The organism is Nocardia kruczakiae NBRC 101016 (assembly GCF_001612965.1).
GTDB classification, from domain to species: domain Bacteria; phylum Actinomycetota; class Actinomycetes; order Mycobacteriales; family Mycobacteriaceae; genus Nocardia; species Nocardia kruczakiae.
The window spans coordinates 41,669-54,822 of the sequence record NZ_BDBL01000018.1; the positions used below are offsets into that span (position 1 = coordinate 41,669).

The 13,154-nt window shown below is 69.4% G+C and carries 13 protein-coding genes and 1 pseudogene; 7 read left to right on the plus strand and 7 right to left on the minus strand.

Annotation, left to right across the window (positions count from 1 at the left end; translation table 11 throughout):
- Nucleotides 1-17 precede the first annotated feature (17 nt).
- The 5 genes and pseudogenes from NK1_RS14900 (at nt 18) to NK1_RS14920 (ending at nt 4,580) form a co-directional block, all read left to right on the plus strand.
- The gene (locus NK1_RS14900; RefSeq protein WP_063009103.1) at nt 18-1,154 is read left to right on the plus strand and encodes an Mrp/NBP35 family ATP-binding protein; all 1,137 of its coding nucleotides are present in this window, start codon (nt 18-20) and stop codon (nt 1,152-1,154) included.
- A 62-nt stretch (nt 1,155-1,216) separates the two neighbouring features.
- A pseudogene (locus NK1_RS14905) lies at nt 1,217-1,558 on the plus strand (DivIVA domain-containing protein); the annotation flags it as partial.
- Between the two features lie 1,058 nt (nt 1,559-2,616).
- Entirely contained in the window at nt 2,617-3,189 is a 573-nt protein-coding gene (locus NK1_RS14910) for a DNA-3-methyladenine glycosylase I (RefSeq protein WP_157104273.1), read from the plus strand.
- A 179-nt stretch (nt 3,190-3,368) separates the two neighbouring features.
- Complete coding sequence (locus NK1_RS33750; RefSeq protein WP_064902036.1) at nt 3,369-3,536, plus strand: DUF3117 domain-containing protein; 168 nt, start codon at nt 3,369-3,371, stop codon at nt 3,534-3,536.
- Between the two features lie 141 nt (nt 3,537-3,677).
- Nucleotides 3,678-4,580 carry a putative RNA methyltransferase gene (locus NK1_RS14920; RefSeq protein WP_084460960.1) on the plus strand — a complete coding sequence of 301 codons (903 nt, stop codon included), beginning with the start codon at nt 3,678-3,680 and terminating at the stop codon, nt 4,578-4,580.
- A gap of 16 nt (nt 4,581-4,596) precedes the next feature.
- Here the strand turns inward: NK1_RS14920 and NK1_RS14925 are convergent, their stop codons facing one another.
- Nucleotides 4,597-5,454 (minus strand): sigma-70 family RNA polymerase sigma factor, encoded by an 858-nt coding sequence (locus tag NK1_RS14925; RefSeq protein ID WP_063009195.1) that lies wholly within the window; start codon nt 5,452-5,454, stop codon nt 4,597-4,599.
- Between the two features lie 130 nt (nt 5,455-5,584).
- On the opposite strand from NK1_RS14925, the gene NK1_RS14930 reads away from it, so the two are divergent.
- Nucleotides 5,585-6,076: a DoxX family protein gene (locus NK1_RS14930; protein ID WP_084460961.1), complete on the plus strand. Its 492-nt coding sequence runs from the start codon at nt 5,585-5,587 to the stop codon at nt 6,074-6,076.
- Here the strand turns inward: NK1_RS14930 and glgA are convergent.
- Nucleotides 6,052-7,209: a glycogen synthase gene (gene glgA / locus NK1_RS14935; protein ID WP_063009197.1), complete on the minus strand. Its 1,158-nt coding sequence runs from the start codon at nt 7,207-7,209 to the stop codon at nt 6,052-6,054. The two genes, NK1_RS14930 and glgA, sit on opposite strands and share 25 nt — an antisense overlap.
- A 171-nt stretch (nt 7,210-7,380) precedes the next feature.
- Here glgA and glgC point away from each other — a divergent pair, with 171 nt between their 5' ends.
- Nucleotides 7,381-8,595 carry a glucose-1-phosphate adenylyltransferase gene (glgC, locus tag NK1_RS14940; protein WP_062995342.1) on the plus strand — a complete coding sequence of 405 codons (1,215 nt, stop codon included), beginning with the start codon at nt 7,381-7,383 and terminating at the stop codon, nt 8,593-8,595.
- A 23-nt stretch (nt 8,596-8,618) separates the two neighbouring features.
- Here glgC and NK1_RS14945 read toward each other — a convergent pair whose 3' ends face one another.
- From NK1_RS14945 to NK1_RS14965, 5 genes are all read right to left on the minus strand, one after another.
- Nucleotides 8,619-8,867, minus strand: coding sequence for a hypothetical protein (locus tag NK1_RS14945; RefSeq protein ID WP_036504790.1), 249 nt, complete (start codon nt 8,865-8,867; stop codon nt 8,619-8,621).
- 129 nt (nt 8,868-8,996) lie between these two features.
- On the minus strand, nt 8,997-10,655 hold the full coding sequence (locus NK1_RS14950; RefSeq protein WP_063009105.1) for an ABC transporter permease: 1,659 nt from the start codon (nt 10,653-10,655) through the stop codon (nt 8,997-8,999).
- On the minus strand, nt 10,652-11,614 hold the full coding sequence (locus tag NK1_RS14955) for an ABC transporter ATP-binding protein (protein WP_063009106.1): 963 nt from the start codon (nt 11,612-11,614) through the stop codon (nt 10,652-10,654). Before NK1_RS14955 ends, NK1_RS14950 begins: the two co-directional genes overlap by 4 nt.
- A gap of 24 nt (nt 11,615-11,638) precedes the next feature.
- Nucleotides 11,639-12,292, minus strand: coding sequence for a TetR/AcrR family transcriptional regulator (locus NK1_RS14960; RefSeq protein WP_063009107.1), 654 nt, complete (start codon nt 12,290-12,292; stop codon nt 11,639-11,641).
- 147 nt (nt 12,293-12,439) lie between these two features.
- Nucleotides 12,440-13,078 (minus strand): O-methyltransferase, encoded by a 639-nt coding sequence (locus tag NK1_RS14965; protein WP_128145803.1) that lies wholly within the window; start codon nt 13,076-13,078, stop codon nt 12,440-12,442.
- Between the last annotated feature and the right edge of the window lie 76 nt (nt 13,079-13,154).

Here is a 13,154-nt window from a genome sequence, read left to right on the forward strand (position 1 = left end):
TCGCTAGACTCACCGATATGCCAGTGGTTACGGAAACGGATGTGCGGGGCGCGCTCGCGAAGGTGGACGACCCGGAGATCCGCAAGCCGATCACCGAACTCGGCATGGTCAAGAGCGTCTCGGTCCGCGACGACAGCAGTGTCCACGTCGAGATCTACCTGACGACCGCGGCCTGCCCGCTACGCACCAAGCTGACCGAGATGGTCACCAAGGCGGTGGCCGATGTGGCCGGCGTCGGTGCCGTGACCGTCGACCTCGATGTGATGAGCGACGAGCAGCGCACCGAACTGCGCAAGCAGTTGCGCGGCGACTCCGCCGACCCGGTGATCCCGTTCGCCCAGCCGGGGTCGCTGACCCGCGTGTACGCGGTCGCCTCCGGTAAAGGCGGCGTCGGAAAGTCGAGCGTCACCGTCAATCTCGCGGCCGCGCTCGCGGCACGCGGTCTCTCGGTCGGCGTGCTGGACGCCGATATCTACGGCCACTCCGTACCGCGCATGCTCGGCACCGACCAGCGGCCCACCCAGGTGGAGCGGATGATCATGCCGCCGGTCGCGCACGACGTGAAGGTCATCTCGATCGCCATGTTCACCCAGGGCAACACCCCGGTGGTGTGGCGCGGACCGATGCTGCACCGCGCGCTGCAGCAGTTCCTGGCCGACGTGTTCTGGGGTGACCTGGACGTGCTGCTGCTGGACCTGCCGCCGGGCACCGGTGACGTCGCGATCTCCATCGCCCAGCTCATTCCGAACGCCGAGATCCTGGTCGTGACCACGCCCCAGCCGGCCGCCGCCGAGGTCGCCGAACGGGCCGGGGCCATCGCCCTGCAGACCCGTCAGCGCATCGCCGGTGTCGTGGAGAACATGTCGTGGCTGGATCTGCCCGACGGTTCCCGCATGGAGCTCTACGGTTCGGGCGGCGGCCAGGCCGTCGCCGACCGGCTCACCCGTGCGGTCGGCGCCGAGGTGCCGATGCTCGGCCAGATCCCGATCACCCAGGAACTGCGCGAGGCCGGTGACGAAGGCACCCCGATCGTCCTGAGCGACCCGGAAAACCCTGCGGCTCAAGCGCTTCGGAGCATCGCCGACAAGCTGGCGGTGCGCCGCCGTGGGCTGGCGGGCATGTCGCTGGGCATCGACACGACCCGGCACCTGTAGGTCGGCACCGGCTCGCCACAGCTGCCGGGCTCGCTGTCGGTGTCGCCACCTAAGCTCGACCTATGCTCACGCTGCTGTTGTACGTGCTCATCGTCGGCTTGGTGGCCGCGTTGCTGTTCCTGGTGGCCAGTGCGGTGTTCGGGCGCGGGGAGGAATTGGGTCCGCTGCCGGAGGGCACGACGGTGACGGTGCTGCCCGCCGCGGGGATTCGCGGCTCGGATGTGCGCGCGTTGCGATTCCAGCAGGTCTTCCGGGGGTACAAGGCGGGCGAGGTCGACTGGGCGCTGAGCCGATTGGCCGCACGGATCGACGAACTGGAACTTCAGCTCGAGCGCAGCCGCGTCGCCACTCCGTCCGCCATCGGAGAGCCGGAAACCTCGGCGGCGCAACCGAATACAGGAAGCACGCCTTCCACGGACACTCCCCCGGCCGCCGCCAACGGCACGACCACCAACTTCAGCACCGGAACCTTCTTCGGCGGTGCCCCCTTCGCCGGTCCCGACAGCACGACTCCCCCCAGCCTCGGCGGACCGGCCTCGGCCGGACCGAGCACCCCGACTGTCGGCGGAGCAGCCTTCGGCGGTCCCGGCGGCACGACTCTCAACGGTCTGGGCGGGCCGGCGTCGGCCGGGCCGGGGACGCCGGCTCCCGGTGGTGCCACCTTCGGCGGTCCCGGCGGCACGACTCCCAACAGCCTGGGCGGACCGGCGTCGGCCGGACCGGGTAGCCACGCGTTCGGCGCTCCGGTGGGTCCGGGCAACACCGCTCTCGGCGGTCCGGCCGATTCCGGTAGCCCGGTTCTCGGTGGTCCGGCCTATCCAGGTAACCCGGCCCTCGGCGGTCCGACCGGTCCGACGTCCATCGGTCCGGTCGATGGCTTCGGCACCGGTTTCGGTCCCGGGGCGGGCTTCGGTCCCGGGGCGGGCCTCACCGCCGGGCCAGGCGTCGCCATCGGCGGTGGTTTCGGCAGCAGTGGTTTCGGCAGCCTCCCCACCGGGCCGGGGACGCCGACGGGCACCGCCTTCCCGGTGGCCGGCTATTCGGGGAGCGGATATGCACCGGGCCCCGGCACTGCCACGCCCACCGGGTCTACTGTCGGTCAGCCGGGCAGCCTCGGTCCGGCCCACGACACTCTCGGCAGTGTCGCGTCACCGCCCGGCGGTGCCGCTTCACCGCCTGACGCCACCGCGCAGACCGCGGCACCGGCTCCGGGATCGGTCCAGCACGGAACCACCCCGCAGACCGCCGGGAGTGACGCCGCGGCACCGGCCGTTTCGACACCCGACCACCGGCCCGGATCGGAGCCCACGACCGAACCGGAAGCGGCCGGAACCACCGGTTACATCGCCGCCCCGGGACCGGAACGGAACACCGGATTCGCGCCGGCGACGGAGGCATCCGCGACCGGGTGGGCGCCACCGCCGTTACCGGGCGATCCCCCCTCATCCGCCGGAGGACTGCGATGAGCGTCGAGGCGGTCGTGGACGACGGGAAGGTGCGCTGCGGCTGGTCGCAGTCGTCGCAGCTCTACCGGGATTATCACGACACCGAGTGGGGCCGGCCGCTGCACGGGGACGATGCGCTGTTCGAGCGGATGTGCCTCGAGGCATTCCAGTCGGGGCTGTCGTGGATCACGATCCTGCGCAAGCGACCGGCGTTCCGGGCGGCATTCGCCGGATTCGCCATCGACCGGGTGGCCGAATTCGGGGACGACGACGTGGAACGGCTGCTGGCCGATCCAGGCATCGTGCGCAATCGCGCCAAAATCCTCGCGTGTGTCGCCAATGCCCGGGTTGCGCGGGACCTGAGCCCGGGGCTGGACGAGCTGCTCTGGTCGTTCGCGCCGCCGGCTCGCCCGCGTCCGCGTGCGCTGTCCGACGTGCCCGCCGTCACACCCGAATCCGTAGCTCTCGCAAGAGAACTCAAGAAGCGCGGGTTCCGGTTCGTGGGTCCGACCACGGCCTACGCATTGATGCAGGCGACCGGAATGGTCGATGACCATCTGGCCGATTGCTGGGTCGATCTGCGGCGTTGATCGCGCGCCACGCCGGTCGGTTTTCGAACTCAGGTACCCGGCCGGTTCGCTGATAAGGAAGAATGGGCGTGGTGCAGCCCACCGGACATGCCTGTCGCGTCCGGCGGCTGCCTGTTGGTGACAACACATTAGTTCCGAGAAGTGCGCAGCAGACCGCGCGGATCTGGAGGGAGCAGAGGATGGCGGCCATGAAGCCCCGCACCGGGGACGGTCCCCTCGAGGCAACCAAGGAAGGGCGTGGAATCGTCATGCGGGTTCCACTCGAGGGTGGCGGGCGTTTGGTCGTCGAGCTCACGCCGGAGGAAGCGGCAGCTCTCGGTAAAGAGCTCACCGCGGTAACCAGCTAGCCGCTCGACCCAACGAAATACACCGGTGATGAAATTGCCGGCGCGAACCCGCGCGCGCAGATCCGGCCGGATCACCGGCCGGATCTGCGCCCGTCGCGGCGGCTACCCCGGCCGGGCGGCCGTATCCACCCGCCGGACCACATGAACGGTCCGGACCACGAGACGCGTGAAGCGAACCCCGGCCCCACGCCGAGGACGCCCACAGTCCACGCCACACCCCTGGCGGCGATCGCATCCGCGGTGGCCTGCCCCGAATGCCGGGCGGGCGTCGTGCTCCGGGATCGGCGCCTGGTGTGCGAGTCCGGCCACAGCTTCGATCTCGCCAAACAGGGCTACGTCAGCCTGCTGACCGGCGCCGCGACCAAGATGACCGGCGATACCGCGGACATGCTGGACGCCCGGGCCCGGTTCCAGAGCGCGGGCCATTTCGACCCGATCGCGCGCGCGACGGCCGAGGCCGTGGCCGACGGCGCGCCGACCCGCACGATTCTCGAAATCGGCGCCGGCACCGGCTACTACCTGGCGGCCGGGCTCCAGGCGGCGCCCGGCGCGCACGGCATCGCACTCGACGTCTCGAAACCGGCTGCGCGCCGGGCCGCTCGCGCCCATTCGCGTGCGGCCTCGATACTCGCCGACGTATGGCGGGGGCTGCCGATCCGGGACCACGCGCTCGACCGGGTGCTGTGTGTCTTCGCGCCGCGCAACCCCGCCGAGGTCGCGCGGGTGTTGCGCCCGGGTGGCACCTTCGTCGTCGTCACGCCCACCCCGCGCCACCTGGCCGAGCTCATCGCGCCGCTGGATATGGTCGGCGTGCAGACGGACAAGGACGAACGCCTGACCGACGCGCTGTCCGCGGATTTCCGGCCCGCCGAACGCGTCACGGTCGAATACGAGATGACCCTCGATCACGTCGCGATCGCGAATGTGGTCGGCATGGGTCCGTCGGCTCACCACGCCGCCGCATCCCGCGACGCCTCGATAGCCGACCTCCCCGAAGCCATGCCGGTTACGGCCTCGGTCACGGTCGCGACCTACCACCGCTGACCGGCGTTCACGCTGGTCACCTGAAGAAGCCCGCCACGCGCTCTCGGTCGGCGTAGACGTAGATCTCCGCGATACGCCCGGCCGTCACCGTGAAGGCGAGCAGCACTCCGGGCTGTCCGTCGAACATGACGACCGCACCGACGGCACCGTTCACCAGGACCGGCCGCACGTCCGAGGAGGGACGGGCGAACAGCATCGCACGGTCGGCGGTGTCGCGCGGGCCGTGAATCTCCCAGCCGCCTCCCGCACCGGCGTCGGCGCGCAGGACGATTCCCGGGGCCAATTGCGCCACTAGAGCCTCGAAGTCCCCACCACGGGCGGCCGCGAAGAAGGCATCCACCACCGCGCGCTGGTCGCCGGGGTCACCCTCGGGCATCGGCGCGGCGCGCAGCCGACGCCGCGCGCGACTGGCCGATTGCCGTGCGGCGGCGGGGGTTCGGTCCAGCAGCGTGGCGATGTGATCGAACGGCACCGCGAAGATGTCGTGCAGGACGAAGGCGACACGTTCGGCCGGATCCAGCTGTGACAGCACTCTCTGCATCGCCAGGCTCACCGAATCCGTCAGCAGCGCTTGCTCTTCCGGTCCCGAGTGGTGATCGGCGACGAGCAGCGGATCCGGCAGCCGGGCACCGCTCGGATACTCCGGCCGAGACCGCTTGGCGCGCAACAGATCCAGGCAGGTGTGCGCCACGGCCGTGGTCAGCCAGGCATCGATATCGCCGACCGCGCGGGGCGGGCTGCGATGCACGCGCAGCCAGGTCTCCTGCACGGCGTCCTCCGCGTCGACCGCCGAGCCCAGGATGTGGTGTGCGAGCGCCCGCAGACGCGGCCACTGATCGTGCAGCCGTTGCAGGGCCTGTTCGCGCTCGCTCATGCCGGTCACATCCTCGCCACGCGCTACGCCATATCAGTGCGGCCATATCAGTGCGGCCATATCGGTGCGGCCATATCAGTGCGGCCATATCAAGTGCGGCCCACCCACCATAATCAGCCAGGAGGCAGCCATGCGCAGTCTTTCCCGCTCTCAGCCGGTCCGTACGGCCACGTCGACCGGCCCTACCGGACGCTTCCGCAGCGAACCGGCGCCCGCGGCGTTCACCGGCCGCTACCGCACCCTCGCCTATCGGGTCGCCACCACCGCCATCGTCGCCGAGGCCGGGGTGGGTGGCGTCTGGGATCTCGCCCGCATCCCGTTCGTGACCGATGTGGTGACCCATCTCGGATATCCGCGCTATTTCCTGGTGTTGCTAGGCGTGTGGAAGATCCCGGCCGCGATCGTGCTGGCCGCTCCCCGGCTCCCCCTGTGCAAGGAATGGGCTTACGCCGGAACGTTTTTCGTCTACACGGGCGCGATCGCCTCGCATCTGGTCACCGGCTACGCGCGCGCGGAAGTGGCGGTGCTGAGCGCCATGACCGTGCTGACCGTCACCTCGTGGGCACTGCGGCCCGCCGACCGGTGCCTGCCCGGCCGTCAGCCCTTGCGGATGCGGTCGTAGAGATCGGTGGTGCGGGCGGCGACCTTCGCCCAGCTGAATTCGGCCGTCGCGCGCGCCCGCCCGGCCGCCCCGAATCGCGCCGCGGTCTCGGCGTCGCCGGCGAGGTCGTTGACCAGGTCGGCGAGGTCTCGTTCGAAGTCGCGGGGCGCCTGCGGGTCGTAATGGGCCAGCCGCCCGGTCTGCCCGTCGGCGACGACCTCCGGGATCCCGCCGACATCCGAGGCGACCACCGCGGTGCCGCAGGCCATCGCCTCCAGATTCACGATCCCGAGCGGCTCGTACACCGAGGGACAGATGAAAACGCTTGCGGCGGAGAGGATCTGGCGCACCTGCTCGGTCGGCAACATATCGCGGACCCAGAACACCCCGCCGCGCGTCGCGGCGAGTTCGCGCACCGCCGCGGCCGCCTCGGCCTCCAACTGCGGGGTATCCGGGGCGCCCGCGCAGAGCACCAGCTGAATCCCGGGATCGATATCGCGGGCCGCGGCGAGCAGGTGGGCGACTCCCTTCTGCCGGGTGATGCGGCCGACGAACGCCGCGATCGGCGCATCGTCGCGCACTCCCAGTTCCGCGAGCACATCGCGGGCCTCGGGCACCGGGCCGCCCGGAAACCAGGCCCGGGCATCGATCCCGTTGTGCACCACGTGTACTCGCGCGGGGTCGACGGTCGGATAGGCGTCGAGGACGTCGCGGCGCATACCCTCGCTGACCGCGATCACCGCATCGGCATTCTCCATCGCGGTCCGTTCCGACCACGACGACAACCGGTAGCCGCCGCCCAGCTGTTCGGCCTTCCACGGCCGGCGCGGCTCCAGCGAATGCGCGGTCAGCACGTGCGGGATGTCGTACAGGCTCGCCGCCAGATGCCCGCCCAGCCCGGTGTACCAGGTGTGGGAATGGACCACGTCGACGGCGCCGACGGCATCGGCCATGCGCAGCTGCGCGGACATCATCTGCAGGGCGGAATTGGCCGCGAACAGCATCGGGTCGGGCTGGTGCACCACCGCGTCGACGCGGTCGGCGCCCATGCAGTGCACGGTCACCTCGCACAGCCGGCGCAAGTGCGGGACCAACTCGGTCACGTGCACGCCTGCCCCGCCGTACACCTCGGGGGGATATTCGCGGGTCAACATCGCGACCCGGAGCAGATCGGGGTCGGCAATCGATATCGGCTCGCGGTCGCCATCCGCGAAACTCACCGGTCCAACCTAATCGGTGCGCCCTCGCCTCACCACACCTGCCCGGCCACGCCGGAGTGAACCGGCATCGGACACGCCGTGTCCTGGGACGGTAGGTTGAATTCCGTGAGGAGCCAGCCGCACGTACTCGGAGTAGTGCTAGCCGGTGGTGAGGGCAAACGACTCTTTCCCCTCACCAAGGACCGCGCCAAGCCGGCGGTCCCGTTCGGGGGCGCCTACCGCCTGATCGATTTCGTCCTCTCCAACCTCGTCAACGCCGGTTATCTGCGCATCTGCGTCTTGACCCAGTACAAATCGCATTCTCTCGACCGGCACATCTCCCAGACCTGGCGGCTGTCCGGCTTCGGCGGCGAATACATCACTCCGGTCCCGGCACAGCAGCGGCTGGGACCGCGCTGGTACACCGGCAGCGCCGACGCGATCATGCAATCGCTGAATCTGATCTACGACGAGGATCCCGACTACATCGTGGTGTTCGGCGCCGACCACGTCTATCGCATGGATCCCGAACAGATGGTCGCCCACCACATCGATTCCGGCGCGGGAGTGACCGTGGCCGGAATCCGGGTGCCACGCAGTGAGGCGGGCGCCTTCGGCTGTATCGATTCCGACGAATCGGGCCGCATCACGCAATTCCTGGAGAAGCCGGTCCATCCGCCCGGCACCCCCGACGATCCGAATATGACCTTCGCCTCGATGGGCAATTACGTCTTCACCACCAAGGTGCTGGTCGACGCGATTCGCGCCGATGCCGACGATGTCGATTCCGATCACGACATGGGTGGCGACATCATTCCGGCGCTGGTCTCCCAGGGGCAGGCCGGTGTCTACGACTTCGCGCGCAACGACGTTCCCGGCTCCACCGACCGCGACCGCGGCTACTGGCGCGACGTCGGCACCATCGACGCCTTCTACGCGGCGCATATGGACCTGGTCTCGGTGCATCCGATCTTCAATCTCTACAACAAGCACTGGCCCATCCGCGGTACCGCGGAGAATCTGGCGCCGGCGAAATTCGCGCAAGGCGGGCTGGCCCAGGAGTGCATCGTGGGGGCGGGCAGCATCCTGTCCGCGGCGACGGTGCGCAATTCGGTGCTGAGCTCGAATGTGTTCATCGAGGACGGGGCGACCGTGGAGGGCAGTGTGCTGATGCCCGGGGTCCGGATCGGCCGCGGCGCGGTCGTGCGGCGCGCGATCCTCGACAAGAACGTGATGGTCGGCGAGGGCGAGATCATCGGCGTCGATCTGGACCGCGACCGCGAGCGGTTCGCGGTGAGCAACGGCGGCGTGGTCACCGTCGGCAAGGGCGTCTGGGTCTGACCCGAATTCGAGGCTGCGCCGCCTCAGCGGCCCGGCATCGGATACTGCGGCGGCGGAGCCGGTTCGGTGACGCCCGGGCTCTCCGGCGTGTAGCAGAACGGTGCGCAGGTGCCGTGCGGCACTCTGGGATATCTCGCCGGATCGTCGAATTTGTCGTCACTGACCAGCAACATCACCAGCAGCGCCACGAAGACCGCCGCGCCGAGGCTGACGAGAGCCAGGACCAGCCACCCGCGCGGCGCGACCTCGATCAGGATTCCGCGCTCGTACACTCCCCGCCTCCCGGTACCGCCGAATTACCCACTGTGCCAATGGTATCGGCTGCCGGGTGATCCGGGCCACGGGAACGGCCGCCCGGCGCTCCGGAACCGGAGCGACCGGACGGCGAAATACCCTGCGGATCAGCGCAGATCGCGTCGGCGCCAGCCCGCGAGTCCGACCGCGGTGATCACCGCCGCGAGCACCAGCAGCACGATCACCGGCACCGCGCGGAAATCCTCCGCCGGCAGTTTCGGCAGATGACCATAGGGGTTGAGATCCAGAATCCATTGCGGCATACCGGAGATCGAGCCGAGCAGATAGATCGCCATGCCCGCGGTGAACACTCCCCACGCCACCGGCGTCCAGCGCGGCAGCAGTCCGAACAGCAGCACCGTGATCGCGGTGAACACCCACACGGCGGGAATCTGGATCATCGCCGCGCCGAGCGCCTCCGGGAACTTGGCACCCATATCCGATGCGGCGATCCCGTAGGCCAGGCCACCGATGGCTCCGGAGACGAACAGCGCCACCACCGGACCGCCGAAGGCGAAGATCAGATGGCTTGCGGCCCAGCGGATTCGGCCGACGGCGCCGGTGAGCACCGTTTCGGCGCGATCGTCGCTCTCCTCCGCGTACATCCGCAGCGCGGCCGAGATCGAGAAGGCTGCCGCGCCCAGCCCGACCATCGAGAAGGCGGTGTTCAGGAAGGCCTGCTCCACCCCCTGCGAACCGCCGAGCCGGGCGATGATGTCGCGCACGGTCTGGCTGGAGCCGATCTCGTCGCCGATGCCGTGGACCACGCTGCCGATGATCAGACCGTAGAGCGCGAGCCCGACCGTCCATGCCACCAGGGTGCCGCGCTGCAACCGCCAGGCCAGCCCGAACGACCCGCTCAACAGGGCCGATCCGGCCGTGGGACCGGGCCGGTCGGCGATCAGCCCGGCCCCCAGGTCGCGCCGCCGCAGCAACGTATAGGCGACCGCGATCAGGACCACGGTGGTCACCGCGTGCAGCAGCAGGACCCACCAGTGATCTCCCGCGAAGGGACGGACCTGCAGCGACCAGCCCTGCGGCGACAACCAGGTCAGGATGTCGGTGGGACCGTCTCCGGCCCGCGCGTCACCGACGGCACGCAGGGTGAAGGTCACCGCGAGTACCGCCAGGGCGATGCCGCGGGCCAGGCGCGCGCTCGCGCTCAGCTGCGCGGCGACCGCGGCCACCGCCGCGAAGACGATGCCCGAGGCGGCCAGCGCCGCGCCGAAGGCCAGCGAGCCGTCGAACGGCACTCCCGACGAGGCGATGCTCAGCGTCGCGACGATTCCGACCGTCACGCAGGCGGCACAGGTCAGCAGGAGGGTGGCGGTCAGGGCGGCGAAGCGGCCCATCCGGGTCGAGGCGAGCAGCTCCTCGCGTCCGGTCTCCTCCTCGGCGCGGGTGTGCCGGATGACGGTGAGGATGGTGGCGATGCCGATCAGGGTGTAGAACGCCCCCGCCTTCCACACGCCCGCCGCACCGATGCTGGTGTTGTAGATCGGGCCGTACAGCGCCAGCTGCGCCGGGCTGGACAGGATGGTGTGCGCGAAATTCCGCAGATCGGCCGGCGACGAGTACAGATTCTTCACGCTGGAGACGTAGACGCTGCCCAGCGGCGCCGAGAGCACCAGCACCCACAGCGGCAAGACGATCCGGTCCCGCCGCAGGTACAGCCGCAGCAGCTGCCCGGTTCCGGTGAATTCCGGGGCGCGAGTGGAGGATTCGGCGAACCCGCCGTGCGGGCGGTCGAGGGTCGCGGTGGTCATTTCGTCGCCTCGCTCAATGCCTGCTCGTCCCGCGCGGCAGCGTGTGCGCGTCGCCGGGCCTCGTCCGGCGCGTCGCCGTCGAGCGAATAGTGGCGCAGGAAAAGCTCTTCCAGCGTCGGCGGCTGACTGACCAGACTGCGCACGCCGGCGTCGCCGAGCACACGGATCAGTTCCCCGAGATGTTCGCTGTCGACCTGGCAGCGCAGCGTGTGGTCCTCGATCGTGACGTCCTCGACGCCCGCGATGGCGCCGATATCGCCCGGGTCGCCGACGAGTTCGGCCGTGATCGCCGTGCGGCTGAGATGACGCATCTCGGCCAGGGTGCCGCTCTCCACGGTCTTGCCGGCGCGGATGATCGTGACCCGATCACACAGCGCCTCTACCTCGGAGAGGATGTGGCTCGACAACAGCACCGTGGCGCCGCGCTCGGCCGCTTCCCGCGCGCACTCGCGAAAAACCTGTTCCATCAACGGATCCAGGCCCGAGGTCGGCTCGTCGAGCAGCAGCAGGCGCGCATTCGAGGAGAAGGCGGACACGAGGGCGACCTTCTGCCGATTGCCCTTGGAGTAGGTGCGCGCCTTCTTGCGCGGATCGAGTTCGAAGCGCTCGATCATCTCGGCGCGGCGCCCGGTATCGATTCCGCCGCGCATCCGCCCCAGCAGATCGATCGTCTCCCCGCCCGACAGCGACGGCCACAGCGTGACATCGCCGGGGACGTAGGCGATATCGCGATGCAGGTCGACCGCATCGGTCCACGGGTCGCGCCCGAGCACCCGCGCCTGCCCAGAGGTGCGTGCCAGGATGCCGAGCAGAATGCGGATGGTGGTCGACTTGCCGGCCCCGTTGGGCCCGAGGAAGCCGTGCACCTCGCCCTCGGCGACCTCGAGGTCGAGGCCGTCCAAGGCGCGTACCGATCCGAAGTGCTTGTGCAGCTTCCGGACCTCGATTGCCGATGACATCGAATCTCCTTGCGAGATATGGGTTCACATTTCGGCGAGCAACGAGTCGAGCACCGAGGAATCGGCGAACAGGCCGTGGGTGTTGACCTCCATGGCCGGCAGCATCATCTGGTCGGCGTACTCGCGCAACGCTTGTCGAAAGTCGAGCTTTCCTTCGTGGCGGGCGGCGTAGAGCTGCAGGTAGAAGAAGAATCCCCCGCCGTTCTGCACCGCCAGATAATTCGCCGTCGCCGAGACGTCCCTGGGCCGGCGCAACGTGCCGGCCGCGATGCCGACCTCGAGATAGGACTCCACATCCGCGCGCATCTGATCGAACAGCGAGGTCATCAGCGTTCCGCCGGCCTGGAAGCTGCGCATCAGATATGCGGTGTAGGGCGCGAACTCCTCGATGTCGGCGAGGGCCTTCAGGGTCGAAGTCGGCGAGGGCTGCTGGACGTATTCCGTCTTCGCGGCACGAATGACGGCACGTACGTGCTCGTCACACGCCTCGCGCAGGCCGTCCTTGGAACCGAAGTGGTGATTGACGAGTCCGGGCGAGACCCCCGCCGCCTTGGCGATGGCCCGCACCCCGATCCCGAATCCCTCTTCTCCGAAGACGACGATCGCCGCATCCCGGATTCGGGCGGGCGTGCTCAGATCCGAGGCGGATCCTTCCGGTACGGCTGCTCCCTTAAACACATGTTCAATATACTAAACACTCGTTCAATCCGCACGCAAGACTCGGCACGCGGCGAATTTCGTTGATCGAATACGCAGGTGGACAGCGTCCTGCGAGTTAATGCCGGGGCAGGCGGGATCGAGCCGCCGGGTGATCGCGAGCGGTGACTAGCCGCGCGAGGCGCAGAGCAGGCCGTCGCCGACCGGGATCAGCACGCTGGTCAGGTCCGGATCCTCGGCCACGGCCCGCGTCGCCGCCCGCACCGCCTGGGTCGCGGCGTCGCGCTGCGCCGGATCGGGCACCCGCCCACCCAGCAGCGCGTTGTACATCAGGACCGCCCCACCCTCGCGCAGCAAACGTACGGCCTGCTCGACGTACTGCGGATGTTCGAGCGGGGCCGCATCGATGAACACCAGGTCGTAGGCGCCGTCGGCGAGCCGGGGCAGCACGTCCAGCGCACGGCCGTTGATCAGCCGGGTGCGCGCGGGGGCGATATCGGCCGCGCGGAAGGCGTCCTTGGCCGCGCGCTGATGTTCCGGCTCGGAGTCGATCGTGGTCAGCGTGCCGTCCTCGCGCATGCCGTCGAGCAGCCACAGGCCGCTGATGCCGGCACCGGTGCCGACCTCGACCACCGCCCGCGCGCCGAGCAGCTGGGCGTACATGCTGAGCAGCGCTCCCACCGACGGCGGCACCGGCGCGGCGCCCAGTTCGGTGGCCCGCTCCCGCGCCGCGATGAGGATCTCGTCCTCGACCACGGAGTCCTCCACGTAGGCGAGGTTGCGCTGCAGGGCCGATGCCGCTGGGATGTGGCTCACGAATATGAGGCTAACGGCGTGGCAGTCGGGGGGCGCGACGACGGCCGGTGTTTTTCTCAGGTGTCCC

What these genes read in the sequence shown, in the direction of transcription:
- NK1_RS14900 (WP_063009103.1), top strand. Translation starts at nt 18, where the DNA reads ATGCCAGTGGTTACGGAAACGGATGTGCGGGGCGCGCTCGCGAAGGTG.
- NK1_RS14910 (WP_157104273.1), top strand. Translation starts at nt 2,617, where the DNA reads ATGAGCGTCGAGGCGGTCGTGGACGACGGGAAGGTGCGCTGCGGCTGG.
- NK1_RS33750 (WP_064902036.1), top strand. Translation starts at nt 3,369, where the DNA reads ATGGCGGCCATGAAGCCCCGCACCGGGGACGGTCCCCTCGAGGCAACC.
- NK1_RS14920 (WP_084460960.1), top strand. Translation starts at nt 3,678, where the DNA reads ATGAACGGTCCGGACCACGAGACGCGTGAAGCGAACCCCGGCCCCACG.
- NK1_RS14925 (WP_063009195.1), bottom strand. Translation starts at nt 5,454, where the DNA reads ATGAGCGAGCGCGAACAGGCCCTGCAACGGCTGCACGATCAGTGGCCG.
- NK1_RS14930 (WP_084460961.1), top strand. Translation starts at nt 5,585, where the DNA reads ATGCGCAGTCTTTCCCGCTCTCAGCCGGTCCGTACGGCCACGTCGACC.
- glgA (WP_063009197.1), bottom strand. Translation starts at nt 7,209, where the DNA reads ATGTTGACCCGCGAATATCCCCCCGAGGTGTACGGCGGGGCAGGCGTG.
- NK1_RS14950 (WP_063009105.1), bottom strand. Translation starts at nt 10,655, where the DNA reads ATGACCACCGCGACCCTCGACCGCCCGCACGGCGGGTTCGCCGAATCC.
- NK1_RS14955 (WP_063009106.1), bottom strand. Translation starts at nt 11,614, where the DNA reads ATGTCATCGGCAATCGAGGTCCGGAAGCTGCACAAGCACTTCGGATCG.